The organism is [Zimmermannella] bifida NBRC 103089, from assembly GCF_001570925.1.
Classification (GTDB): Bacteria; Actinomycetota; Actinomycetes; order Actinomycetales; family Microbacteriaceae; genus Gulosibacter; species Gulosibacter bifidus.
The window spans coordinates 26,678-51,174 of record NZ_BCSP01000004.1 but is presented as its reverse complement, the minus strand read 5'-3'; the positions used below and the strand labels follow the sequence as shown (position 1 = coordinate 51,174).

General features: G+C 62.8%; 22 protein-coding genes and 3 tRNA genes. 19 read left to right on the top strand and 6 right to left on the bottom strand.

The window, feature by feature from the left end; all coding sequences use genetic code 11:
- The first annotated feature begins 138 nt into the window (after positions 1-138).
- From ZBI01S_RS04790 to ZBI01S_RS04770, 5 genes are all read left to right on the top strand, one after another.
- Complete coding sequence (locus ZBI01S_RS04790; protein ID WP_159421396.1) at positions 139-1,176, top strand: LLM class flavin-dependent oxidoreductase; 1,038 nt, start codon at positions 139-141, stop codon at positions 1,174-1,176.
- Between the two features lie 102 nt (positions 1,177-1,278).
- Positions 1,279-2,913, top strand: a complete 1,635-nt coding sequence (locus ZBI01S_RS04785) for a DUF7059 domain-containing protein (RefSeq protein WP_083524534.1) — start codon at positions 1,279-1,281, stop codon at positions 2,911-2,913.
- 115 nt (positions 2,914-3,028) lie between these two features.
- A complete protein-coding gene (locus ZBI01S_RS04780) occupies positions 3,029-3,232 on the top strand; it encodes a heavy-metal-associated domain-containing protein (RefSeq protein ID WP_066057178.1) in 204 nt (67 codons plus the stop codon).
- Positions 3,233-3,266: 34 nt separating this feature from the next.
- Entirely contained in the window at positions 3,267-5,531 is a 2,265-nt protein-coding gene (locus ZBI01S_RS04775; RefSeq protein ID WP_066057175.1) for a heavy metal translocating P-type ATPase, read from the top strand.
- Positions 5,532-5,573: 42 nt separating this feature from the next.
- A complete protein-coding gene (locus ZBI01S_RS04770) occupies positions 5,574-6,215 on the top strand; it encodes a GNAT family N-acetyltransferase (protein WP_066057172.1) in 642 nt (213 codons plus the stop codon).
- Positions 6,216-6,382: 167 nt separating this feature from the next.
- On the opposite strand, the gene ZBI01S_RS04765 is transcribed toward ZBI01S_RS04770, so the two are convergent.
- Positions 6,383-7,819, bottom strand: coding sequence for an MFS transporter (locus ZBI01S_RS04765; RefSeq protein WP_110477042.1), 1,437 nt, complete (start codon positions 7,817-7,819; stop codon positions 6,383-6,385).
- 195 nt (positions 7,820-8,014) lie between these two features.
- Between ZBI01S_RS04765 and ZBI01S_RS04760 the strand changes: the two genes are divergently transcribed.
- A complete protein-coding gene (locus ZBI01S_RS04760; protein ID WP_159421395.1) occupies positions 8,015-10,252 on the top strand; it encodes a hypothetical protein in 2,238 nt (745 codons plus the stop codon).
- Positions 10,253-10,358: 106 nt separating this feature from the next.
- Here the strand turns inward: ZBI01S_RS04760 and pgm are convergent, their stop codons facing one another.
- Complete coding sequence (pgm, locus tag ZBI01S_RS04755; protein WP_066057166.1) at positions 10,359-11,984, bottom strand: phosphoglucomutase (alpha-D-glucose-1,6-bisphosphate-dependent); 1,626 nt, start codon at positions 11,982-11,984, stop codon at positions 10,359-10,361.
- 255 nt (positions 11,985-12,239) lie between these two features.
- Here pgm and pheA point away from each other — a divergent pair, with 255 nt between their 5' ends.
- A complete protein-coding gene (pheA, locus tag ZBI01S_RS04750; protein WP_066057163.1) occupies positions 12,240-13,175 on the top strand; it encodes a prephenate dehydratase in 936 nt (311 codons plus the stop codon).
- A 57-nt stretch (positions 13,176-13,232) separates the two neighbouring features.
- On the opposite strand, the gene ZBI01S_RS04745 is transcribed toward pheA, so the two are convergent.
- Both ZBI01S_RS04745 and ZBI01S_RS04740 read right to left on the bottom strand, forming a co-directional pair.
- On the bottom strand, positions 13,233-15,434 hold the full coding sequence (locus ZBI01S_RS04745) for a purple acid phosphatase family protein (protein ID WP_066057160.1): 2,202 nt from the start codon (positions 15,432-15,434) through the stop codon (positions 13,233-13,235).
- A gap of 306 nt (positions 15,435-15,740) precedes the next feature.
- Positions 15,741-16,700 (bottom strand): diacylglycerol/lipid kinase family protein, encoded by a 960-nt coding sequence (locus ZBI01S_RS04740; protein ID WP_066057158.1) that lies wholly within the window; start codon positions 16,698-16,700, stop codon positions 15,741-15,743.
- A 54-nt stretch (positions 16,701-16,754) separates the two neighbouring features.
- Between ZBI01S_RS04740 and serS the strand changes: the two genes are divergently transcribed.
- The 5 genes from serS to ZBI01S_RS04715 all read left to right on the top strand — a co-directional run bounded on the left by serS (position 16,755) and on the right by ZBI01S_RS04715 (position 20,469).
- Positions 16,755-18,020 carry a serine--tRNA ligase gene (gene serS / locus ZBI01S_RS04735; protein WP_066057155.1) on the top strand — a complete coding sequence of 422 codons (1,266 nt, stop codon included), beginning with the start codon at positions 16,755-16,757 and terminating at the stop codon, positions 18,018-18,020.
- Positions 18,017-18,829: a Cof-type HAD-IIB family hydrolase gene (locus tag ZBI01S_RS04730; protein ID WP_066057152.1), complete on the top strand. Its 813-nt coding sequence runs from the start codon at positions 18,017-18,019 to the stop codon at positions 18,827-18,829. The genes serS and ZBI01S_RS04730 overlap by 4 nt, the downstream gene beginning before the upstream one ends.
- Positions 18,830-18,868: 39 nt before the next feature.
- A tRNA-Ser gene (locus ZBI01S_RS04725) sits at positions 18,869-18,953 on the top strand.
- A 50-nt stretch (positions 18,954-19,003) separates the two neighbouring features.
- Positions 19,004-20,311: an LCP family protein gene (locus tag ZBI01S_RS04720; protein ID WP_066057149.1), complete on the top strand. Its 1,308-nt coding sequence runs from the start codon at positions 19,004-19,006 to the stop codon at positions 20,309-20,311.
- A 71-nt stretch (positions 20,312-20,382) separates the two neighbouring features.
- Positions 20,383-20,469, top strand: a tRNA-Ser gene (locus ZBI01S_RS04715).
- Between the two features lie 130 nt (positions 20,470-20,599).
- On the opposite strand, the gene ZBI01S_RS04710 is transcribed toward ZBI01S_RS04715, so the two are convergent.
- On the bottom strand, positions 20,600-21,856 hold the full coding sequence (locus tag ZBI01S_RS04710; protein ID WP_066057146.1) for an MFS transporter: 1,257 nt from the start codon (positions 21,854-21,856) through the stop codon (positions 20,600-20,602).
- 90 nt (positions 21,857-21,946) lie between these two features.
- On the opposite strand from ZBI01S_RS04710, the gene ZBI01S_RS04705 reads away from it, so the two are divergent.
- Positions 21,947-22,019: transfer RNA gene (locus ZBI01S_RS04705), tRNA-Arg, on the top strand.
- On the opposite strand, the gene ZBI01S_RS09500 is transcribed toward ZBI01S_RS04705, so the two are convergent.
- Positions 21,985-22,296 carry a helix-turn-helix domain-containing protein gene (locus ZBI01S_RS09500; RefSeq protein WP_110477045.1) on the bottom strand — a complete coding sequence of 104 codons (312 nt, stop codon included), beginning with the start codon at positions 22,294-22,296 and terminating at the stop codon, positions 21,985-21,987. The genes ZBI01S_RS04705 and ZBI01S_RS09500 overlap by 35 nt on opposite strands.
- 100 nt (positions 22,297-22,396) lie before the next feature.
- Here ZBI01S_RS09500 and ZBI01S_RS09700 point away from each other — a divergent pair, with 100 nt between their 5' ends.
- The 6 genes from ZBI01S_RS09700 (at position 22,397) to ZBI01S_RS04685 (ending at position 24,491) form a co-directional block, all read left to right on the top strand.
- A complete protein-coding gene (locus ZBI01S_RS09700) occupies positions 22,397-22,597 on the top strand; it encodes a MerR family transcriptional regulator (protein WP_110477041.1) in 201 nt (66 codons plus the stop codon).
- A 394-nt stretch (positions 22,598-22,991) separates the two neighbouring features.
- Complete coding sequence (locus ZBI01S_RS04700) at positions 22,992-23,261, top strand: hypothetical protein (RefSeq protein ID WP_159421394.1); 270 nt, start codon at positions 22,992-22,994, stop codon at positions 23,259-23,261.
- Positions 23,254-23,487: a hypothetical protein gene (locus ZBI01S_RS04695; protein WP_159421393.1), complete on the top strand. Its 234-nt coding sequence runs from the start codon at positions 23,254-23,256 to the stop codon at positions 23,485-23,487. Before ZBI01S_RS04700 ends, ZBI01S_RS04695 begins: the two co-directional genes overlap by 8 nt.
- A 16-nt stretch (positions 23,488-23,503) precedes the next feature.
- A complete protein-coding gene (locus ZBI01S_RS04690; protein ID WP_159421392.1) occupies positions 23,504-23,752 on the top strand; it encodes a hypothetical protein in 249 nt (82 codons plus the stop codon).
- On the top strand, positions 23,749-24,090 hold the full coding sequence (locus tag ZBI01S_RS10220; protein WP_370664366.1) for an HNH endonuclease: 342 nt from the start codon (positions 23,749-23,751) through the stop codon (positions 24,088-24,090). The genes ZBI01S_RS04690 and ZBI01S_RS10220 overlap by 4 nt, the downstream gene beginning before the upstream one ends.
- 89 nt (positions 24,091-24,179) lie before the next feature.
- Positions 24,180-24,491, top strand: a complete 312-nt coding sequence (locus tag ZBI01S_RS04685) for a hypothetical protein (protein ID WP_159421391.1) — start codon at positions 24,180-24,182, stop codon at positions 24,489-24,491.
- The last annotated feature ends 6 nt before the right edge of the window (positions 24,492-24,497 follow it).

The window sequence follows — 24,497 nt, the reverse complement described above, 5'->3', positions numbered from 1 at the left end:
CTTGTAACGACTAGCTTCTCGAACATTAGTCGCTCGCGCTATCGTGCATTGGTCGTAATCCACAGATAGCGCGCATCCAGTAATCGCGGCACCCGACGCGGCCACCGCGCACTCAGCCCACTGGTGTTCGATACGCACATGACCAATGTTTCGGTGCTCGACCTCATCATGCTTCGTCGCGGCGAATCCGTCGCAACCGGGCTGCAACACAGCCACCAACTGGTGCAAGCCGCCGACCGGCTTGGCTATACGCGATATTGGGTGGCCGAACACCACAACTCCGAGGCCATCGCTTCAACGTCGCCGGCAACCACCCTCGCGTACCTCGGGCAGGGAACGGAACGCATCCGCCTCGGCTCGGGCGGCGTGATGCTGCCAAACCACACGCCGCTGGTCGTCGCAGAACAGTTTGCGCTGCTCAGCCACATGTATCCCGGTCGCATCGACTTGGGTCTGGGCCGGGCGCCGGGAACCGACCCGGTCACCGTGGCGGCGGTGCGCGGGCGGCCGCTCACCGAAGGTCGGTTGCCGGATGCGGTGGCTCGTTACCCGCAAGACGTGCTTGAAATTGCCGGGTACTTCGGCGATGTGCGGCCGCAAGCCGATCGCGAACGGTTCCGGCAGGTGCGCGCGGCAGCCGACCTGCCGCATCCACCGCAGCTGTGGCTGCTGGGATCGAGCAACTATTCGGCGGCGCTCGCGGGCGAACTCGGCCTGCCGTTCGCCTACGCGAACCACTTTGCGTTCGGATCGAACCCGCGACAGGCATTCGCTGCCTATCGCGACGGGTTCGTGCCGTCGGCAGTGTGCCCAGAACCCCTCGCCATGATTAGCGCCTCGGTGCTCATCGCCGATTCGGTGGATGCGGCAACTCGGCTCGATCTGCCCTCTCGCGTGTTTCGATACCAGCTCATGTCGGGCACGCCACGGGCCATGCTCACACCCGACGAAGCGCAGGAATTCGCCGATAACATCGTGAATCCGCAGCTGTGGTTCCGCGCCACGGGGTCGCAGTACCTCGGCTCGGCTGAACAGGTGCGAGACCGTCTGCACGACCTGGTGACGCAAACGGGCGCCGACGAACTGATCGTGACCCTCGGCGGCAGCGACTTGGCCACCCGGATGCACACGCTCACTGAGCTTGCACCGCTCGCGCAGCAACCGGGTGACCGGTAGCGACGCCGCAAGCTTCCGAAACGCGCCCCGTAAAACCGACCCCGGTAAGCCAGACCCCGGAAAACAAGCCAGACCCCGGAAAAACAAGCCAGAATGGACTGCATGACGCACAACGCCACCGCCGCATTCGACGACCCGAGCGACGCCCCCGACAGCCGCGATATCGCGCGACTCGGCCGCATCCGCGCCGCCTTCGCCGCCGCCAACTACACCGTTGACGGCGTGAACGAGTGCCTGGGCGCCGGCGCCGCCGAAGCGCTGCACCGCGACCTGCTCGTTCCCGCTCAGCATGCGCTCGCGAACGTTGCCGAAACGGACGCGCTGGCCGCGCTCATCCGCCTGTACCTGCTGGCTGAGACCATGCCCGCCGCAGTGGTGCCCGCGGCCGAAGACCAGGTGGCCGCAGGCTTGCTCGAACCGGTTCCGGCGCAGCCCGAGAGGCTGCGGGCCCGCGTCGACATTCGCCCGTACGCCGTTGCTGCGCCGGGCACCGACGCAGATTCGGCGGATGCGGGCGAGCCCGCCGCGCTCGATCTGTGGGTGGCGAGCGACCTCGGTGGCCTGCAAGTTCCCGCTGACCAGCCGCTTCGCCGCGACCACGTCGTTGGTATTGGCCCAGCCACCGCAAACCTCGCACAGCTCACGCCGCGCGAACCCGTCGCCCGCGCGCTCGACTTGGGTGTGGGGATGGGCGTGCAAACGATGCACCTGCTCAGTCACGTCGACCACGTGGTCGCGACCGATATCTCGGCTCGCGCGATCGAGTTTGCCCGCTTCAACCTGCTGCTCAACGCTGAAGTGCTGAGCATTGACCCGCAGAACCTGGAGGCACGCGTATCGCTGCGTCTTGGCGACTTGCTGCAGCCGGTCGCGGGGGAGCAGTTCGACCTGATCGTCTCGAACCCACCGTTCGTCATCACGCCGCGCGCGGCCGATGAAACCGCATCCGACCAGTACACCTACCGCGACGGTGGCCGCCCGGGCGACCGCCTGGTTGAAGAACTCGTTCGCAACCTCGGTACCCACCTGGCGCCGCGCGGTGTTGCCGTGATGCTCGGTAACTGGGAAGTCCACGAAACCGATGAGTCGTGGCACACCCGACTCGAATCGTGGGTGCCCGCGCACACCGACCTGTGGGTAGTGCAGCGCGAACGCGCCACGCCCATCGAGTACGCCGACATGTGGCTCAAGGACGCCGCCGAGAACCGCGAGCTGACGAGCTGGCGCGAACAGTTCGTTCGCTACCTCGATGACTTCGCTTCGCGCGGTGTCGTTCACGTGGGCATGGGCATGCTGCTGCTGCACGCTGCACCGGAGGGCACCGCACCGGTGCGCCGATTCGAGACGCTCGAACATCAGCTGGCAATGCCGCTGGGCGCGAACATCCGCGATGCCTTCGATGCCGATGACTGGCTGCGTGAGCGTACCGACGACGAACTCGTTGACGAAACGTTCGTTGTTGCGCGCGATGTCACCGACGAACGCTGGACGATCCCCGGCGAAGCTGACCCATCAGCCATGCTGCTGCGCCAGGGCGGTGGCTTTCGCCGCACCTTCCCCGAGAGCACCGAGCTTGCGTCGTTCGTTTCGGTTTGCGATGGCGACCTCACCGGTCGCCAGATCATCGTTGCGATTGCGGCACTGCTCGAAATTGATCAGGATGCGCTGCTTGCGGCGATTGCACGCGATGTGCGCGATCTTGTGTCGCTCGGTTTCTTGGTGCCGCGCTGGATGTAATTTTCGGATGCGGCGCGGGAATAGTGCCGCGACGCAATTCGTTATCGCTAGTAGTGGCCGCCATGAGCGGTGTGACTATCCCGACCTGCACCCCACCCCTCGAACGGAGCATCCCATGAACACCACGTACCTCGTAAGCGGCATGACCTGCGGTCACTGCGAACTCAGTGTGCAAGAAGAACTCGCTGAAATCGACGGTGTTACCGCCGTCAAGGCCGACCACGTAAGCGGCAAGGTCGAAGTCACCTCGCAGGCGGAGCTTTCGCGCGACGACGTCGAGCGTGCCGTGACCGAAGCCGGCTACACGCTCGAGGCGTAGCCTCGACGACGCGAACGGAAGCGAGCGCACCCAATTGACCGACGCATCCACCAACCCCACTGCTGACGAGGTCGTACTTGACCTCGAAGGCATGACCTGTGCGAGCTGCGCGAACCGCATTGAACGCAAGCTCAATAAGCTGCCCGGGGTGGATGCGGCAGTCAATTATGCGCTCGCGCAAGCGGTGGTGCGCCCCAAGCAGGCGGGTGCGGCGTCGGGTGCCGATGTGGGCACGCCGTCGCTGCCAGATGCGCAGCAGCTCGTCGAAACCGTCCGGGCCGCTGGCTATGACGCGCAGGTGCACGAGGTCGGCGCGGTCGATGACGGCGCCGATGCCGAAGCACATGCGGCTCGCACGCTGCTCGTGCGCTTGGTGGTGTGTGCGGTACTCACCGCGCCGGTGATCGTGACCGCAATGATCCCGAGCACCCAATTTGCCGGCTGGCAGTGGGTGTCGATGGCGCTCACGCTGCCGGTGGTGACGTGGGGTGCGTGGCCGTTCCACCGTGCCGCATGGCGCGGGCTGCGACACGGCAGCACGAGTATGGACACGCTCGTGTCGCTCGGCATTACCGCCGCGATGCTGTGGTCGCTGGTCGCGATGTTTGTTGGCCACGCGGGCCACATCGGCATGACCCACACCTTCGAGTGGCGGCCAACGCCGCAGTCGGGCCTCGGCAATATCTACTTTGAAGTTGCCGCTGGCGTGACGACGTTCTTGCTGCTCGGCCGTTTTCTCGAGGCACGAGCCAAGCGTCGCGCCGGTTCGGCACTGCGCGAACTGCTGGCGCTTGGTGCTCGCGATGTTGAAGTGATCGTGGCCGAATCGCCCCGCGAAACCCAGCGCATCCCCATCGACCGACTGCGGCATGGGCACCGATTTGTGGTGCGCCCGGGCGAACGCATCGCGACTGACGGCATCGTGCGCGAGGGCCACTCGGCAATCGACGCGGCGGTGCTGACCGGCGAATCGGTGCCGGTTGACGTTGCCGAAGGCGACGACGTGATCGGCGCCACCGTCAATACCCACGGGATGCTCGTGGTTGAGGCCACCCGGATTGGCCGTGAAACTCAGCTCGCGAAAATGGGCGAAATGGTTGCCCAGGCGCAGGCCGGTAAAGCCGCCGCGCAACGTCTCGCCGACCGCGTCTCGAGCGTGTTTGTGCCGATCGTGCTGGCGCTTTCGGTCGTGACGCTCGTCGCCTGGCTGCTCATTGGTGCCACCGGCGACATGGCCATTACCGCGGCCGTCGCGGTGCTGATCATCGCCTGCCCCTGCGCGCTCGGACTTGCGGTACCCACCGCGATCCTGGCCGGCACCGGCCGCGGCTCGACCATGGGCATCCTGCTGTCTGGACCCGAAGCGCTTGAACGCGCACGCAGCATCACCACTGTCGTACTCGACAAGACCGGTACCGTCACCAGCGGCGAAATGCACGTGCGCCAGGTTATTGCGGTCGCGGATGCATCCGAAAACGAACTCTTGACGCTCGCAGCTGCCGTCGAGCAGGGCAGCGAACACCCCATCGCTCGCGCCATCGTCCACGCCGCCCGCGAGCGCAGGCTCGACCTCGCGCAACCCGAGGGATTCCAGAACCTGCCCGGACACGGAGCCCGCGCATCCGTCAGCGGCCACGAAATTCGGGTGGGGCGCGACGCCGCCGCCGATGGGCTCGCCGCCGAACTCACCGCGCGCCTAGCGCAACAGGGCGAGACGCCGGTGCTCGTCTGGCGAGACGACGCGTTGCTCGGCGCGATCTCGGTTGCCGACCAGGTTGCGCCGGACTCGGCCGAAGCGATTTCCCAGATGCGCGCGCTCGGCCTGCAGCCTGTGCTGTGCACCGGCGACCACGAACTCGTGGCGCAGGCCGTCGCTGCCGAAGTTGGCGTTGACCGGGTGATTGCTGGCGTGCTGCCCGAGCAAAAGGCCGAAGTGGTACGTCAATTGCAGGCTGACGGCAACCGTGTTGCCATGGTTGGCGACGGCGTGAACGACGCCCCGGCGCTCGCGACCGCCGACCTCGGCATCGCCATGGGTGGCGGTACGGATGCGGCTGCGGCAGCGAGCGACATCACGCTCGTTCGCGGCGGGTTGCGCACCGCAGTCGACGCGATTCGACTCTCGCGCGCGGTCAACCGCATCCTGCGCCAGAACCTCTTCTGGGCGTTCGCCTACAACGTACTGGCCCTGCCACTGGCGGCGTTTGGCCTGCTCTCGCCCATGATTGCGGGCATCGCGATGGCCTTCTCGAGCGTGCTCGTGGTCACCAACTCGCTGCGTCTTGTGCGTTTCAAATAAATTCCTAGCCGCGACCGCGCTCGGTCGTTAGGCTCGTTTCCCATGGCAGATCTCCGCATCCGCACCGTGACCACCGCTGATATTGATGACCTGGTTCGTATCCATAACCAGGCCTGGCAGGAAACCTACGGGGGCACGATTCCTCAGGATCACCTCGACATGGGCGCCAATATTGATGATCGCTTGGCGTTCTGGCAGGACGCGATTACCGAAGCCGACGCTACGAAACGTGCGCGCATCCGCATGGGGTTCATTGACGGTGAACCGGCCGGGTTCGTGTTTGCTCGCCCGACGCCCGACGAGGAATCACCGCGCGATGTGGAGTTGCGCGTGCTCTACACCCTGAAAATCGCGCACGGCACCGGTCTCGGCCGCATGCTCGCCGACGCCGTGCTTGAGCAGGATGCCGCGTGGCTGTGGATGCTTGAGGGCAATGACCGCGCCGAGGCGTTCTACAAGAAGCTCGGATTCCGCCGCGATGGCGAGCCGATTTTCCGCAGCTGGCCTGACGGCCACCGCGACCTGCGCCTGGTGCGCGACGCACAACCGGCGCTCGAGTCGGATACAGCTTCGGAGGCGCAACCGACCGCATCCGCCGTGGCTGAAGCCGAAGCGACCGTGAAGGCCGCCGAAGCGGAGCTCGCGACATCGACGGACACCCGCGAACTTCACTGCTGCAGCTAGGCTCTGCTGTAGCTAGGCTCTGCTGCAGCTAGGCTCTGACATCGCCAAGAAATTTGTTGCCTGACAGCGCCTACATCGCAATATTTGCTTCGTAGGGCCTGTCATGCAACAAATGTTTCCTGGGTCTCGGGGCCGGGCGAAGGTCGGGGGCTTGGGGGCTCGGCAGGCTACGCGTCAGCGGATGCGGTGCTGCCGTCTCGCGAGGCAAGCGACGCGATCTTCGGTACCGCCGGCACCGTCCACATCAGCAGCAGACCGATCAGCAGCGTGAGCAGGATGCCCCAGACACCGGCCTTTGGCGTCATCAGCATCGAAATGAACGCGAAGTAGAGCAGGTTCGACAGCCAGCCAGCCGCGCGCCCGGTGGTCGAGTAGAGGCCCATGAGTTCACCCTCGCGACCCTGCGGAATCGACCGCGCCATGTAGCTGCGGGATGCGCTCTGTACCGGCCCGATGAACAGGCACAGCAGCAGCGCCACGACCCAGAACGAAGTCTGCACATCGGGCAGCACCATCATGCCGAGACCGGCGATGAGCATGCCGATGAGCGACCAAATGATCGTTGGCTTTGTGCCGACCCGGTGCTCGATGGATCCGCCGACGAACGCACCGATACCCGACACCAGGTTCGCGACGATCGCGAACATCATGATCGCGGTGTTGCTGAACCCATAGACCTGGCCTGCGAGCACCGCGCCCCACGCGAAGACGGCGTTGAGGCCGTCGCGGAACACCGCGCTCGCGAGCAAGAACTGCAGCAGCTTGCGGTCGGTGCGCCACAGCGAGCGCAGCGTGCGCCACAACTCGGCGTAGGCGCCGAAGAAACCGACGCGGCGTTCATTGGTATTCCGCGGTGCTGAGGGCACGCGACGCAGAATCGGGATGAGGAACACTAGGTACCAGATTGCGGCGAAGACGATGGCCAGGCGGATATTGAGCGCTTCGCCGTCGGCGCCCGAGGGGAGCGCGAAGATGCCGGAACCCGGTGCATCCCCGTTGACGTCTTGAATAAAGAGCACTAGCAGCAGGATGAGCAGCACGATCGACGAGATGTAGCCCAGGCCCCAGCCGCGGCCGGAGACCTTCGAGACGTTTTCGTGCGTGGCGACCTGCGAGAGCATGGCGTTGTAGTTCACGAACGCGAGCTCGCTGAGCACGGTGCCGCTCGCGAGCAGCACGGCGCCGATCGCGAGGAACTTGGCATCGGGCCTGACGAAGAACATGCCGAGCATGACCGCAACCACCAGTCCTGAGAAGACCGCCAGCATGCGCTTGCGCGAGCCCGAACCATCGGCGGTGCGGCCCAATGCGGGGGCGATGAGCGCCACCAGGATGCCGGCGATGAGGTCGAAGCCAGCAATGACCTGCTGTGACTCGGCCTGCGCCGCTACATACGCCGGGTCGGTCTTGGGCAGCGCAGCAATCTGCGGGTCGAAGAACAGCGGACTCGACAGGTACGTGGCGAAGACGAAGGTCACGATCACCGCCTGCCACGCCGATTGCGATAGGTCGTAGAGCTGCCAGGCGAACGCGCGGCGGCGCTGCTCGCGATGACTGAGCGTGGTGCCGTCGAGCGTGGTCAGGGTGGTGTTGGCGGTAGTCACGCGGCGGATTGTATGCGCCCAAGTCAACCGAATGATTGCCGTTCATCGAACGCCGGGATGAATCCGAGGGATTCCGTGACGACACGCGGTAAGTTTGGGCACAAGGAGGATCCGACTATGACGATCTCGAGGTGCCCTGGATGCACGGCTCAAATTACGGCGAATCAGCGGTTCTGCGCGGAGTGCGGAACGCGCTTGGTGACGCCGCCCGCTGCGGCGGACCGCAATGCCGTGATGCGACGCCCCGGTGGTGGCCAGCCCGATCCCTTTGCAGTGGGCACATCGGACTATGACGCCGACGACTTCTTCTCGCAGTTCACGCCCAAGCGGGTGACGAGCGCTGAGGACGTCGCGAATGCGAGCGCCGAGTCACAGGCCGGTTCGAGCGGTGAACCGCAGCTCCCGAGCCGTCGTTCGCGCCGTCGCTTTCAGCCGAAGCTCTATGACACTTCGCAGGTTCCGGAAGTGTCCTCGCAGTCTGGCGGGGATGCGGAGGCCGCGTCGAGTGCGCAGCCGTCGGTACCTGCACCTGCCGCAGCTAGCGAGCCCGCCGCATCCGCTCAGCCCGCCACGCCGGCCAAGCCCGCACCGGCTCAGCCAGCACAGCAGGCCCCGCAGCAGCAGCCGGAACAGCCAGCAATGCCGGAACAGCCAGCACAGCCGCAGCAGTCGCCGTTCAGTGCGCCGGACGCTGCAGGCTCGGGTGATGCATCCATGCCACCGATGCCCCCGCTACCGCCACAGTCGCCGTTCCAGCCGCCGAAGACCGTGCAGATGCCGCAGGCTCCGCGGTCGAATGCAGCCGAGCCGGCGGAAAATGGCGCACCGACCGTGCAGATGCCGCAGGCTCCGCAGACGCCGGCTGCTCCGGCCCCTCAGCGCCAGACTGGTGACACCCAGACTGGCGACGCACAGCGCGAAACACCTCAGGCTGACCAGCCCAAAGACGTCGCCGCCCGCGACCGCCGCAACGCGCCGTCACTTCCAGAGCCCGGTATGCAGCAGGGCTCGCCCATGGACAACTCGTTCACGCAGGTCATCAAGGGGTTGCCGCAAGACCCAGCAGACCAGCCAATTGCTGCGCCGCAATTCGACAAAACCGGCGTTGTACCACTGCCCGCACTTCCGGCTGCCGACCCGCAGCAGCGCGCCGCTCGTGACCGTGCCGCCGCGTTCTACACCGGCGAGGTGCCACCGAACGCACAGCCGTCGCAGCCGCGCTCGAATTGGGCACAGCCGACACCACCGTCATTCGCCGCCAACACTGGCGAGCAAGCCGAGCCACCGGTAGCGCCCAAGGCGGTTACCCCGGGCCAAGAACCAATCGACAGCCCGTTTATTTCGGACTCCACGTCGCAGCCCGCCGCCTCGGCGTCAGCCGGGCACGGACGCAGCGAGCCCGAGGTTGATGACTTCGCCAGGATGCTTGGTTTCGGCGATGACGAAAACGAACCCGAGGCACCGGCATCGAACGGGTTTGCCGCAGGTTCAGTGGCGGATGCGGGGCTCTCGAAGCCGCGTAACCGTAGCTGGAAGCGTCGTGGCGGCGCCAAGTCCAATGGCAGCACGCAGGTTGAAGTCCCGGATCCTGCCGCTGGCGCGCTCGGCGCGGCCGGTGTGGCAAGCGCCAATGCTGCCGTCGAAGCGGCGGCTGCTGCACCTGACTCACCGTTTATGGGGAGCACCGCCCCGGTGCAGAACCCGCCCGCATACGACGGCGCGAACTGGCAGCAGTCCGCATCCAACGACGCCGATCTCATCTCGGGCAGCGCCACGGGCGGTGCCAGCGGTTTCGGTGGCGGCGGCTCGGGTGGGGGAGAAAGCTCTATTCCGGAACGTCGCCGCGGTGTCGCGATGATCATGATCGCTGCGGCCGCCGCGCTGGTGCTCATCCTGGGCACGCTGGTGATTACCGGCCTCTTCGGTGGTGGCAAGGACGAAGCAACTGCGCCAGATTCGAACCAGGAGCAGAGCGAACCGGCACCAAACAGCGAAGGCAACGGCGAAGCATCGCCGAGCGACTCCGAAACCGAAGCACCCGCAGCGGACTTCGAACCGGTTGCGTTCACCTCGGAATCGGGCAACATTCGCTGCCAGATTACGAAGGAATCGGGCGTTGCCTGCCAGATTCTTGAGCGCAACTTCAGCCTTCCCGACGGTGAATGCCGCGGTCAGAACTACTCGGGTGCCGCAGTCGGCTTGGATGCGGAGGGCGCCACGTTCCCGTGCCTGCAGGGCGACCTGCAGGGTAGCGCGATTCCGTACGACCAAGAGGTCAAGGCCGGGCAGTACACCTGCGCGATCAGTTTCGAAACCGGTGTTCGCTGCGACAACGGTAAGGGCTCGCAGTTCGTGCTCGAGTACGAAACGGGCATCCTGGTGACCGGAAACCCGTCACCGAACCCGCATCCGGATGTTGCACCACTCGGATAGCGTCGCTCGCGCGGAAGCGTCCTAGCGCGCGGTCCCAAAACACTCAAGGCCGGTCAGTTTCCTATGAACTGACCGGCCTCAGTGGATTGCGTGAGCGTATGCCTACTTACTGACCCAGCGCATCCGCCACGATTGCCTTTGCCGCCTCTTGCACTTCGCGCAGGTGCTCGGTGCCCTTGAACGACTCAGCGTAGATCTTGTAGACATCTTCGGTGCCGCTCGGGCGGGCCGCGAACCACGCGTTCTCGGTGACCACCTTCACGCCGCCGATCGCCGCACCGTTGCCCGGTGCTTCCGAAAGCTTCGCGATGATTGGCTCACCGGCAAGCTCGGTGGCGGTGATCTGCTCGCCCGACAGCGCCTTCAACACGGCCTTCTGGTCCGGCGTCGCCGGTGCATCCACCCGCTGGTAGGCGGGGTCGCCGAACTTCGCGACGAGGTCCTGGTAGTAGTGCGACGGCGACTTGCCCGTAACCGCAATGATCTCGGCAGCAAGCAACGCCAAGATGATGCCGTCCTTGTCGGTGGTCCAGGTCGAGCCGTCGAACTGCAGGAACGACGCACCGGCCGACTCCTCACCGCCGAATACGACGGTGCCGTCGCTCAGACCCGGCACGAACCACTTGAAGCCAACTGGCACCTCAACCAGATTGCGCCCGAGATCCGCGACAACGCGGTCGATCATCGAACTCGACACGAGCGTCTTACCGATACCCGCATCCTTCGACCACTGCGGGCGGTTGCCGGCCAGGTAGTGGATGCAGACGGCCAGGTAGTGGTTCGGGTTCATGAGACCCGCGTGCGGCGTCACGATGCCGTGACGGTCGGCGTCAGCATCGTTACCGGTGAGCACGTCGTAGTCGTCGCGGTGTTCGAGCACCGAGGCCATCGCCGATGGCGACGACGGATCCATACGGATCTTGCCGTCCCAGTCGAGCGTCATGAACGGCCAGCGTGCATCCACTTCGGGGTTCACCACGGTCAGGTCGATGCCATACTCATCGGCAATGGCCTGCCAGTACTTGACGCTCGAGCCACCCAGCGGGTCGGCGCCGATGCGCACACCGGCGCGCTGAATTGCTTCGAAATCGATGATGCTGGCGAGATCGCGCACGTAGTTTCCGCGGAAGTCGTAGCGGCCAATGTGGCCGTCGGAGTTGATGCGCTTCACGTCGCCCATGCCGGCGGCGATGATGTCGTTCGCGCGCTGCTCAATCCACTTGGTGGCATCGGTGTCGGCCGGGCCACCGTGCGGCGGGTTGTACTTGAACCCACCGTCCTGCGGCGGGTTGTGGCTTGGGGTCACCACGATGCCGTCCGCCTGGTCAGTGTGCTGCGGGTTGGCGTTGTACGCGACGATTGCACGCGAAAGCGCGGGGGTGGGCACCCACGAGTTTTCTGCATCCGCCAGCACCCGAACACCGTTTGCTGCCAGCACGTCCAGGGCAACCTGCTCGGCAGGTTCGCTCAGTGCGTGCGTGTCGCGACCGATGAACAGCGGGCCGGTGTAGCCCTGCTGGGCGCGGTACTCGCAGATCGCCTGCGTGATGGCGAGGATATGCGTTTCGTTGAATGACGACTTGTAGCTGGAACCGCGGTGGCCGGAAGTGCCGAACGCCACGCGCTGGGTTGGATCTTCGACATTCGGAACGTTTCGATAGAACGCACCGATCAGGTCGTCAATATCAATGAGGTCTTCGGGAAGGGCTCGTTGGCCAGCTCGCTCATGCATGGTTCCATCCTGGCAAGTGCAGTTGAACAAACCCGCCAAGTACCCGCGGTAGCCGCTTACGAAAATCCCCAACCACCGCCGGGTACTAATGGCTCCCGGGAAAATGTTGCCCACGGGGCACTCCGATGTGGATATCGCAACGGACTGCCGCAGCGGCAACAGCTTTCCTGGCTTACCGACGTGATGTTGGCTTCCGTTACCCGCTGTGCGCGGGCGCCAACCTGCCCGCAAACGCAAACGACGTACAGTAACGGCATGGACGATCGCGAGACGATTTCATATCTTGGCCCCGCTGGCACGTTCACCGAGGCTGCCCTGAAACTTGCCCCGCAGGCGGTGGGGAAAACGTGGAAGCCGGTGTTGAACGTGCTGGAAGCGCTGCAGGACGTGCAGGCCGGCACTTCGTGCGCGGCGATGATTGCGATTGAAAACTCGGTCGAGGGTGGGGTGACGGCCTCGCAGGATGCACTGGCAACGATGCCGGGGCTGCGGATCGTTGGCGAGTACATCGTCCCGATCCGGTTTTCGTTGGCCGCTGCTGCCGGAACGGCGTTGGATGCGGTGCGCACGGTTGCGGCGCATCCGGTTGCCTATGGTCAGTGCCGACTGTGGTTGAACCGAATGTTGCCGGGCCATGTGCACGTTCCGGCCGCATCCAATGTCGCCTCAGTTGATCTGGTGTTGGCAAACGAGGGGGCGCAGCGGCTTGCGGATGCGGCGATCACCACGCCGTTCATTACGGACCACCGCGATGTAGCAATTTTGGCAAGCGACATTCAGGACAATGGCAACGCTCGCACCCGCTTCGCGCTGGTGACGATGGGTACTGAGCTGCCCGAGCGCACCGGACGTGACAAGACCTCGCTGATTGTCGAGCTGCCAGAGGAGCGTCCGGGTGGCTTGCTATCGCTACTGGAACAGATTGCCGCGCGCGGAATCAATCTTTCGATGATCGCTTCGCGGCCGATCCCGCAGCAGCCGGGCCGCTACCGCTTCGTGCTCGACTTGGATGGCCACCTGCATGATGCGCGTGTGCGCGACGCGCTGCTGGGTATCCGGCGGCTGTCGCCCGCGGTGACATTCCTCGGGTCGTATCCGCGGGCAGTGGCCTCAACGGTACCGGTGCCCAGTGCCTATTCGGATGAAAACTACCAGGCGGCAGCGCAATGGTTGCAGGGGCTGGAACGGTAGTAAGCGAAACGGGGCGGAAGCCGGTTGCCCGGTTCCGCCCCGAATCATGGGTGTGCGCTAGGCGTTGCGGCGGCGAGTCGAGTACAGGGTGAAACCACCCAGCAGCGCGGCTACCGCGAATACGGCTATCGCAGTGACATCTTCGCTACCGGTGGTGGCCAGGCCCTTAGCGCTGTCGTCGGCGCTGCCTGTCGGTGCGGGCGTGGTTGGTGGGATCGACTTCGAGGTGCCGTCCTTCGCGTCCTTGTCGGTCTTGCCGTCCTTGTCGTCAGCCTTCGCGACGACCGCAATGTCTGCCGAGGCAGTCTTGCCCGAGGCACCGATGGCGACAAGCTGGTGCTCGCCCGGGGTGGTGTCGGCGGCCAGTACGAAGCTGCCGCTGGCCTGACCGTTAGCGTCAGCGGTTACCGTCGCGACCTCTTGCGGAGTCGAGTGCAGTTCGATCTTGACCTCATCCTGCGGTGCGAAACCGTCGATGTTGAAGTTAACGGTGTCGCCCTGGGCGTACGAGGCCTTGTCGGCGCTGATCGAAGGGTCCTTGACGACCGTGATTTCACGTTCGGCGGTGACTTCCCACTCGGTGCCGGCAGCGATCGTGAACTTCACGGTCTGCGGGGTGTCGAGCTTGCTGGCATCAACGTCGCCGGTGATTTCTACCGGGAACTTGTCGGCGTCACACATCGAGTGCTCAACGCCCTGCAGCAGGTCGGCTGAGGATGCTTCCGATTGCGTAATCGTTAGCGGTTCGGGGTTAGCGTCCAGGGTCGGGCGAGCGTTGGGTACGTTTACGCGCACCTCATCCACGATGCTGTTGACTTCGTGTTCGCTGCTGCCATCGGCGCGGTGGGTGCGGTACGTGAACGAACAGGCGTCCACATCCACAACCGTGTAGTTGCGCAGGTATTCCTGGTTCTTGACCGCAAGGTACGGCTGGTCGGCCTCGTTGATGTCGTAGAACTTCGAGCCCGAAGCGGAGTTCGCGACGATCGATACCAGCTGGTTGTCGGTGAGGAAGACTTCCTTCGGAGCATTCTCGCCGGTGCCGAGGTTGATGACCTCACCGGTCTGATCCTTCCAGTTGTTGCCTGGGGTGCCCGGGTAGAAGTTGTTCACAATGTGTGAACGAGCGTAGGAGTGGTCGTGTCCGGTCAGCAGCACGCTGATGTTGTGCTTGTGCAGCAGCGGCACGAACGTGGTGCGCACGTCGTCGGTTGCGCTACTGGTTGAGTGCGGGCCGGTGGAGTACAGCGGGCGGTGCATGACTACCGCGTGGTGGGCGTACTTGCCACCCTGCTCGGCAAGCACCTTGGTCATCCAAGCGTCGTGTGCTTCGAACGCGTCGGGTCCGGTGAACTCCGTGTTCATGTGCAGGAAGAGCACGTTGTTTTCAGCCCACCAGCTGTTCCAGGTGTCCTGGTCGAAGTTCGGGTGGTTGTAGTGCTCTTGGTAGGTGGCGCGACCGCCGGTGTAGTAGTCGTGGTTACCGAGGGTGGGCGCGTTCTGGAGGGTTTTCAGCGCCTGCGGGTAGCTGTATCCGAGGTATTCGCGTTCGGTCTGGTTCTGCGAGCTGTTTGGCTGGGACGTGCGGGATGATTCGACCTGGTCACCGGCAGAAACATGCGTGTGGATGTTCGGATAGGTCTTGGTGGCAAGCTTCAGGGTTTCATTCCATCCCCAGGTGTCGGCCTGCCAGCTGCGCTCCATTGGATTGGTGCCTTTGTGACCTGCTGATGCACCAATTTGCGGGTCGCCTGTGAAGAAGAAGCTCCACTTGTCGCCTGCCTGTTCGGTGGTGAACTGCCATTGTCCGAGCCAGGTGTCGCCATTGCCGATGCGGTAGGCGTAGCTGGTGCCCGGCTTGAGGTCCTTGAACGTGATCTTGTTCACGTTCGCCTCGAAACCGCGCGACTGGGTTTGTCCGGCAACGTGTGTGGCAATCTCGTTACCGGTGAAGCGAGTGGCACCGCGTTCTGGGAATGCTCCGTTGGTGAGCTTGTCGGCGGTGATCAGCTCAACGATCGGGGCGCCACTGTTTTCCGAGTCGGTGTACCAAACGAGGTTGCGGGTGTTTGGTTCCGCGCCCACACCGAGGATCACGTTGGTCAGGGCAGTCTCGTTTGCCAGGGATGCCTTGATTCCGGCCAGCGAGTCGTCACGCGTTTCGGCGAGGTTCGCCAGGGCGGGGTTTGCGGACGCGTTGATGGCACCGAACAGGCCAAGGGCCACCACGGCAGTGGCTGCGGCCAGTTTCTTGGCCACGAGTGAAGCTCTATGCACGTTTTACTCCGATTAAGTGAGAAGTGACATCTATCACAACTCATAGATTTGACTTGTCAAAATTAGTGTTACGGGAGGTGGTAACGAATTGGTAAATTGGCAATGAAAATTAATTACATGTATTTTCAAGGGTTGCGGGATGCGCACCCGCGTGCGAGATAGGCCAGGGGATGAGAGCCCGCGTGTGAGATAGGCCAGGGGATGCGCACCCGCGTGTGAGATAGGCCAGGAGATGCGAGGCCGCGTGTGAGATACGGCAGCCGGGTGTGGATTCGTGCGCGGCTTGGGTTAACGATGCGGGATGCGCACCCGCAGCGCACGGGGCATGACGGTGAACCTTGCCGCCACGACGGGACCGACAGTGTCCCCATCCACCTGAAACTCCTCCGGGCGCGAATCCAGCCGCAGCATGATCGTGCGCCCACAGTGATACCCGAGCATGCGTTGTGAACCGCGCTGACCTCGCTGCCAACGGTGCGCAAGAATCCTCACTGCCACAACAACCCAACCCAGCGGCCCGCGCGGGCGCATCATAATCATGTCAATAACCCCGTCATCAATGCGCGCCTGGCGCATCAACACCAGCCCACCGGTAAGCGTGCCGGAATTGCCAACCATGATCGACGCGGCGCGAGTGCCGTAGGTCGGCCGCTGGTCAACTCGATATCGGGCTCGAAACGAGCCGCTACTGACCAGCCAACGCAAAATACCCACCCCGTACGCAGGCCAGCCCAAGCGCTTCTTCAACGTCGGGTTGGTGTTCGAAATCATGCCCGCATCAATACCGATACCGGCAATCACCGCGAACACAAATGCATCCCGAGCACCACTGGGGCGCTCAACGGCCACCCGCACCAGGTCAATATCACGCTCACCACCGGCGAACGCGAGTTCGACAGCCTGCGCGAGCGTTGCATCCGGATGCAACAAACCGGGAGTGGATAACTCAAGCGTGCGGGCAAGCAGGTTCCCAGTACCAAGCGGAACGATCGCAAGCGGAACACCGGTATCGGCCAACGCTTCAGCAGCCAAGCGGACCGTGCCGTCACCACCGGCGGCGATGACGACCGCGGGACCGTGCCCCAATGCATCCCGAACCTGACAGCGCGCATCGTCGTCAACGGTTGTCGCGATGAACCGTGTTGGCGCGAAGCCGTAGTGCTGCTCGGCCTGCTGGCACCAGTCGCGCAACTTGTCGATGGTGATTCTTGTGGGGTTATAAATGCACGCCGCGTGCGATTGAGTCACCTGATCGAGTGTAGGTTGCAGCCTTGTGTTCTTCTGGATGGCTACGATGGCAGCGTGATTGACGTTCAGCTTCTTCGTGACAACCCTGACCTGATTAAGGCCTCCCAAATCGCGCGCGGTAACGACCCGCAAACGGTGGATGCGGCAGTTGCGGCAGATTCCGCACGTCGCGAGGCGCTCATGAAGTTTGAGACGCTGCGTGCCGAACAAAACACCAAGTCGAAGCTCATCGGCAAGGCAACACCCGAGGAACGCCCAGCGCTGCTCGCTTCGGTGCAGGAACTTGCGCAGCAGGTTAAGGAAGCCCAGGCTGCTGCCAATGCCGCCGAAACCGAGTTTGAGACCGCCGTGATGGCGATTGAAAACCTCGTGCTCGACGGTGTTCCCGCCGGTGGCGAAGAGAACTTCACCGTGCTGCGCACCGTCGGCGAGCGGCCGCAATACGACTTCGAGGTGCGCGACCACCTCGAGCTCGGCGAAATGCACGACGCCATCGACATGGTTCGCGGCGCCAAGGTCGCTGGCGCTCGCTTCAGCTACCTCAAGGGAATCGGCGCCCGCCTCGAACTGGCCATCATGCAGCTCGGCCTCAACAAGGCCGTCGAAAACGGCTTCGTGATGCTCACCCCGCCAACGCTGGTCAAGCCCGAAATCATGCGCGGCACCGGCTTCCTCGGCGAGCACGCCGACGAAATCTACTACCTGCCAGCCGACGACCTGTACCTCACCGGCACGAGTGAAGTTGCGCTCGCGGGTTACCACGCCGACGAAATCATCGACGTTACCGAGCCCAAGCGTTATGTCGGTTGGTCGACCTGCTACCGCCGCGAGGCGGGTTCGGCGGGTAAGGATACGCGCGGCATCATTCGCGTCCACCAGTTCAACAAGCTTGAAATGTTCGTGTACACCCGCCCCGAAGATGCCGAAGCCGAACACGATCGACTGCTCGGTTGGCAGGAAGACATGATGCAGGCGCTGGGGCTTCACTACCGCGTGATTGACACCGCGGCTGGCGATCTTGGTTCTTCGGCGGCACGGAAGTACGACGTTGAGGCGTGGGTGCCAACGCAGGAGACCTTCCGCGAGCTCACATCGACGTCGAACTGCACCACCTACCAGGCGCGCCGACTGCAGACTCGCGCACGCGATGAATCCGGTAAGGCGAAGCCGGTAGCGACCCTCAACGGAACGCTCGCAACCACGCGCTGGTTGGTGGCGCTGCTGGAGACGCACCAGCGTGCAGACGGATCGGTTTGGGTTCCCGAAGCGCTTCGTCCATACCTCGGCGGACTCGAAATTTTGGAGCCAGTGACACCATGACCGAACGCCTGCTCGTCGCCCTTGACATCGACGGCACAATTCTCGACATTGACGGTGAAATCTCAGACGCCACGCACCAGCAGGTGACGCGTCTACGCGAAGCAGGACACGAAGTCATGCTCGCCACCGGGCGCTCGGCCCGAGACATGCTGCCAATTCGAGAACGACTGTCGCTCACATCCAAATATTTGGTTGCAGCAAACGGTGCGATGGTGCTCGAGCAGGATGCGGATGCTCCCGAGGGGTACTCGCCGCTTTGGGTTGAAACTTTTGACCCGACCGACGCGCTGATGCGGATGCGGGATGTGCTCGAAGGTGCGCGGTTTGCGGTTGAGGGCAGCGACGGTATCTACCGATTCTCGGGGCGATTCCCCGAAGGTAGCTTCGAGGCGCAGGGCAAGGAAGTCAGCTTTGATGAGCTGATGGCCGAGCCGGTCACCCGACTCGTAGTAATTTCCCCAGATCAGTCGATGGAGGAATTTATTGACCGGGTGAAAGGCTCTGGCCTGCACTCAGTGAGCTACTCGGTGGGTTGGTCGGCATGGCTCGACATTGCGCCGAACGGCGTGAACAAGGCAACCGCACTTGAGCGTGTTCGTGCGGAACTCGGCATCGCTCGCGAGAATGTCGTGGTTGCTGGCGACGGCCGGAACGACATCGAAATGCTGAGCTGGGCCCGCGATGGTGGCGGACGAAGCTATGCGATGGGCAATAGTCCTCAGGAAGTAATTGCGGCGGCGAGCCACCTCACTTTGGACCTGAAACATGACGGATTAGCCCACGCACTCGCAAACGTCGGTTACGATTGACGACATTCCACATCGTTCGTTACGAAATCGTTGTGGAAGGGAGGGCTGTCCGAGCGGCCTAAGGAGCTGGTCTTGAAAACCAGTGGGCAGCAATGTCCCGTGGGTTCGAATCCCACGCCCTCCGCAGCACGTGCGGGTCTTCGCCCGTTTCCGTAGCAACTAGGGAGACCGCTTTTGGCTGGAAAATCCGGTGGGCAGCATGGTGCCCGGGGAACCGTTGCGCGTCACGGTCGACTTCGTGTCACGACCGCATCGGGAACGCTGGCGCGCGGAATTTCCGGCGCGCTCGCCGTCTTGTTGGTGTCGGCACTGACCTTCCTGGCCATCGTCTGGTGGAACCTGCAGTCGGGTGTTGAGACGTTTGACCTTGCTGTGCCCGCCAATGACGAGAACGCAGCCCAGGGTAGCGGTGCCGTGTTCGAAGGCGGCGTCAATATCTTGCTGGTGGGTAGCGACTCTCGTGAAGGCCAGGGTGCTGAGTTCGGTGAGGGCGAAGAAGCTGCTGCCGGCACGCTCAACGACGTGAATATGCTCTTCCACCTTTCGGAAGACCACTCGCACGCATCCCTTATTTCGATTCCTCGCGACACGCTTGTCGATACGCCACAGTGCCAGAACGACCAGGGCGAAACGCAGTACGAGCGCTACGGCGTGATGATTAACTCGATTCTTGATTCGGGTGGCATGAACTGCGTCGTCGCCACGGTCGAAGAGATGTCGGGGCTCGATATCCAGTACGCCGCGATGGTCAAGTTCAAGGGCGTCATTGAGATGTCGAATGCTGTCGGCGGTGTAGACGTGTGCGTTGAGCAGCCGATTTCTGACAGCTATATCGGTCTCGAACTTGATGCGGGCATGCACTCGTTGCAGGGTGCGGATGCGCTGAAATTCTTGCGTACACGACACGGTGTGGGCGATGGGTCTGACCTTGCCCGAATTACCAACCAACAAGTGTTCATGTCGGCGCTATTCCGCAAGGTCAAGAGCGACCAGACGTTCTCGGATCCCGGTCGTATGTACGCGATCGCGCGTGCGGCAACCCAGAACATGACGCTGTCGAGCAACCTCAACAACATTGACACGCTCGTGAGTCTTGCCGGTGCCCTGTCCAGCGTTCAGCTCGACAAGATGGCGTTTGTGCGCTTGCCGGTGGTCGAGGCCGCTGAGGCAGGCCGAGTCGTGCCCGACCCCGACAAGGCCGAGGTCATGTGGCAAATGCTGCGTGACGACAAATCACTGTTCGATGCAGCGCAGCCGACGCCTGCCCCTGAGCCGCAGCCCGGCGACGAAGGTACGCCGCCGCTGCAGGACCAGGCAGAGCCGGATGCTGGCGTGGTTGACCCCGGTGCAGACAGCAGTGTCGACGATGGAACTGGTGAGGTCCCACCTGTCGACGAAGAAACGGTCACGCCGCAAACGCCTGAGTTTGACGGTCAAACGGCGGATAAGACGACTTGTTCGAACGGCGATACGCTGTTCTAACCGATTCGCAGCGCACGCAGAATCCGCGTCGAGTGGCAAGTTCGTGCGGTCTGTGTAGAATTGGCAAGTCTGGACACGTGCTAGAGCGGCCGAATAGACCACCCTGCTAAGGTGGGGCCTCCATTAGGGGGCCGAGGGTTCGAATCCCTCCGTGTCCGCGTGTATAGGGCGCCCCGCTGGGGCGCCCTTAGTCTTTTCCATGAGGTGTGCGTTTGGGCGCGGTGCTCATTCGCACCGCGGGATTTCCGAATCCCAATACCGCGGTTGAACGGTGGCTTGGCGATGTACCTAGGTGCGGGTGGATGCGGTTGGTCGCGTTGGCAGCACGATGATCGCGATGATGATGGCCACCAAATAGATGACCGCAACCATGGCGATGAGCGATATCCAGCCGTGTGACTGGTAAAACAGGCCGCCTACGAAGCCGAACACGCTTGACCCGAAGTAGTACGTGAAGTTGTACAGCGCGCTCGATTGGGCGCGGCCGTTCTTTGGGTGCGCCGCAGCCCAGCCAATGCTGATTGCGTGGGAGGCGAAGAACCCGGTGGTAAACACGATGAGCCCGGCCACGATCGCCCACAGGTTAGGAATCAGCATGATTCCCAGGCCGACGAGCGAGATCGCATCCGAAGCGAGCTTGACGCGTTTGCGCCCGTGTTCGCCGCCCAGGCGTCCGGAGATCGGTGAGCTGATTGCGCCGGCGAGGTAGGCCACGAAGGCGAACGAGGCCAGCCAGACCGGCAGCGAATACGGTTCTGCGGTCAGGTAGTAGCCGAGGTAGTTGTAGATGGCCACGAAGCCACCCATCATCACGAACGGCTGCAGGTAGATCGCGAGCAGCACGCGATCGTGCAGGTGCTCCCAGGCGTTACGGACCGTGCGCCGCACGGATGCGCCGACTGACTGTGTAGGTCCGAGTGGGGTGAATCCCTGTGGCGTGGGGGAGAGGAACATGAACAGCAGTGCGGCTACGAGCGCCAACGTAGAAACCGACAGCACGCCAAGCTGCCATGACCCGGTGAGTTCACCAACTGGCCCCGAAACCAGGCGGCCAGAAAGGCCGCCGATGGTGTTACCAGCCACGAACATCCCGGATGCGGCCGCGGAGTCGATCTTGTGTACTTCTTCGTTGAGGTACGCCATGGCGGCGGCGGGGACGCCACCGAGGGCGAAGCCTTCAAAGAGCCGGATAAGTAGTGCGAGCTGGAAGTTCGGCGCGAGAATGGCGCACAGGCCCAAGATGGTCGCGGCAATGATCGCGATTGAGATGGATCGCTTGCGGCCGATGCGGTCAGCTACCAGTGTCCATGGCACGACGGCTACGGCGAGGCCGACGGTCGACGCCGAGACCATGAGCGAGGACTCGGCGGTGGTGACGCCAAAGCCCTGTGATACCTGGGGAAGGACCGCCTGGGGCGCGTAGAGCTGCGCGAAGGTGGCGATTCCGGCGAGCAGCATCGCAAGTTGGATGCGGCTGTAATCGCGGGTTCCGCGTCGGTGCCCAATCCATGTGGTGCCCGTTTGCGAAAATCCTGCGTTGGTCATAGTTGAACCGTAGTCGAATTGCGGCGTGTTGCGGAGGAGTTGCGTTTTGCGGATGGATATTGCTAAGCTTGCTCAGTCGCCACGCGATGTGCGCCCGTAGCTCAATGGATAGAGCATCTGACTACGGATCAGAAGGTTAGGGGTTCGAGTCCCTTCGGGCGCGCGGCATCCGCCCCGTCTCCACCAGGAGACGGGGCATTATTCGTTTCCCCAGTTCGCAGCCAATCCGCATCGACACCGCAAGCGAATGCCCACATCGCTAGGGTCGCGCGGTTCGGCTTGGCTAGGCCACGTTCGGCGTTTGAGATGGTCGCTCGGCTAATCCCGGCGCGTTCTGCCAGTTCGCCCTGCTCCAATTCGGCAAATTCACGCGCTACGCGCAGGCGAGTTCGCAGCGTGATTGCTGGGATCGCGCCGCCGGTCATGGGTTGCATCGTCATGTAAGCAACGTTACGCACGTTACCCACTTGGCACAAGTGCTTACGGCGCGTCGCAAAGCTAAAACTAGGCATATGTGTAGCAATCATGTAAGTTACGCATATGCCTAGTAATCAGCTCATATCAACCCGCGCCGCCGCAGCGCGGCTAGGCGTGTCGCATCAGCACGTGGCGTACATGGTGCGCAATGGGCTGCTGACACCCGCATTCCAGGCACCAGGACTACGCGGCGCGTACATGTTCGACCGCGATCACATCGAGCAGATCGCGCTGGCGCGCAAGGCGAAAGAGGTTCACCGATGAACCGTCCACAGCCGCCGTAGCCGTCGCCACTCACTCAGTGGCGACAACCACAGCACAGCGTGCAATACGAGAAAAGCCCGCACAGCATCGAAGTGCAGACCCTGGCAGACAGAACCAGACAACTCCCGTAGCCCTTACCCGGCGCGGCATCAACCGGTTAGAGCGGCAAATGTACCGACCCGAAAACGCGCGGCGCTGGTTAAGGCAGAACCGGGCAGCGGCAAAAGTCCCGCGCGTTTACATCCCGTTCCTGACGCGCTACCGCGCGTGCGCCCCGACCGATCGACCGACCGACCGAAACGACCGATAGGCAGCGTCTCTAGCGAATGAAAGTTCGCTAGGGGCGCGCCGCTCCCTCACTCCCTCACTCCCTCACTCCCGATAGGACGCGACTATGAGCGATCAAACGCAACAACTCACCGATTTACACCGCAAACTAACGCGACTGCACCGCGAGCTAGACCTAGGACGTCCTGCAATCACAATGACTGCAAACGGCAAAGCCGCATCGATCATGGTTCGCGTCGGACAACAAGCAATCGCTAATGCTCTCAGCGCAAGCGCGCATTCCATGCCTAAGCCGTTCGTCATTGCCGCCGAGTCTCACGCGATCGAAGTAGCTCAATGGGCCGTTCATGAAATCGAAAGCATGTCAATTGGCTAGACCCGAACACTGCCAAGTTTCGTTGTTTGCCGAGTTGGCGCGTGCACGCGCCGCACTGATCGATTGGGCAGACAAGTACGACTTTCCCACTCGTGCGCACATGATTCGTGCCGCCGAACATCTTGGCAGCGCGGCACACCGATTGATCTACCGATCAGACACATATGACGAAGCCGCCGCATTGCTCGAAGCCGTGCAACCACTACTAACGCTAACGGATGAGTGAACCAATGACAGTTGACATGAACGAAGTACGACTACTTAACGCAATGGTCGCATCAGTCCAGTCCGGTCGCGCGTTGACGCCATCCGAAATCGAATCGGCAACCGAACCTATTGCGTTGTGTTTGCCGCGAATCGTTTGGTCGCAGATCGCTCGCATCTTTGCCATTCGCGTAGACCCGATACCTGACGAACACTTCAGCGCCTTGGCGCTTGAGTCACTTCAGCGGTTCGCCGATCTGCTCAACCACATTGGGGACATCAAATGAACACCCCCATGAGAGAAATTGCACCCCCACCCCCCACACCAAAACGACGGGGTAGGGGAAAGCACGCCCCGCCCGGTCGCCGTGAAGTATGGGCTGGCAGTCGCGTCGCCAAATGGGTACAACGAACGCTGGCCGAATACGGCACTACATGTTGGCTATGCGGACTACCTGGCGCAGACTCAGCCGATCACGTCGTGCCGCGAAGTCAAGGCGGGGCGGTATATGACATGGAGAACCTCGCGCCAGCACACAAACGATGCAATATCGCGCGTGGCGATCGCGACGTGACGCCAGCCGCCAAACAGATTGAGTCACGGCTGCATTTTTTTAACATCTGACGCCCTCGGAAGATTCGCGCCAGCCCTTTCCGTCTCTCTCGACCACCCTCAAAAAACCTGGAATCTGCCCGAAAGACTCGACCAGAATCATGCCAAATCAGACCACACCAGCCCTAGACGGATTGGAACCACCGACACCGCCAAGCGAACTTCGTCAAGCGCTCGACAAAACGATTCAGTCGCTAACCGATGACGGACTAATCAACGATTCGCACGCTGCATTGTGTGCCCTCGCCCGTGTGCTTGCCGACGCCACCGAATCCGGTAGACATTCTGGCCGTGCATCGGCTGCAGCTATGGCAGCGCGCGAACTTCGCGAATGTCTCGAAGCGTTACCGAAGCCCGAAAGCGTTACCGAAGCCGAAGCATTCGCCAAACTCGTTGAGGGCTTGAATGGCTAAACCAGC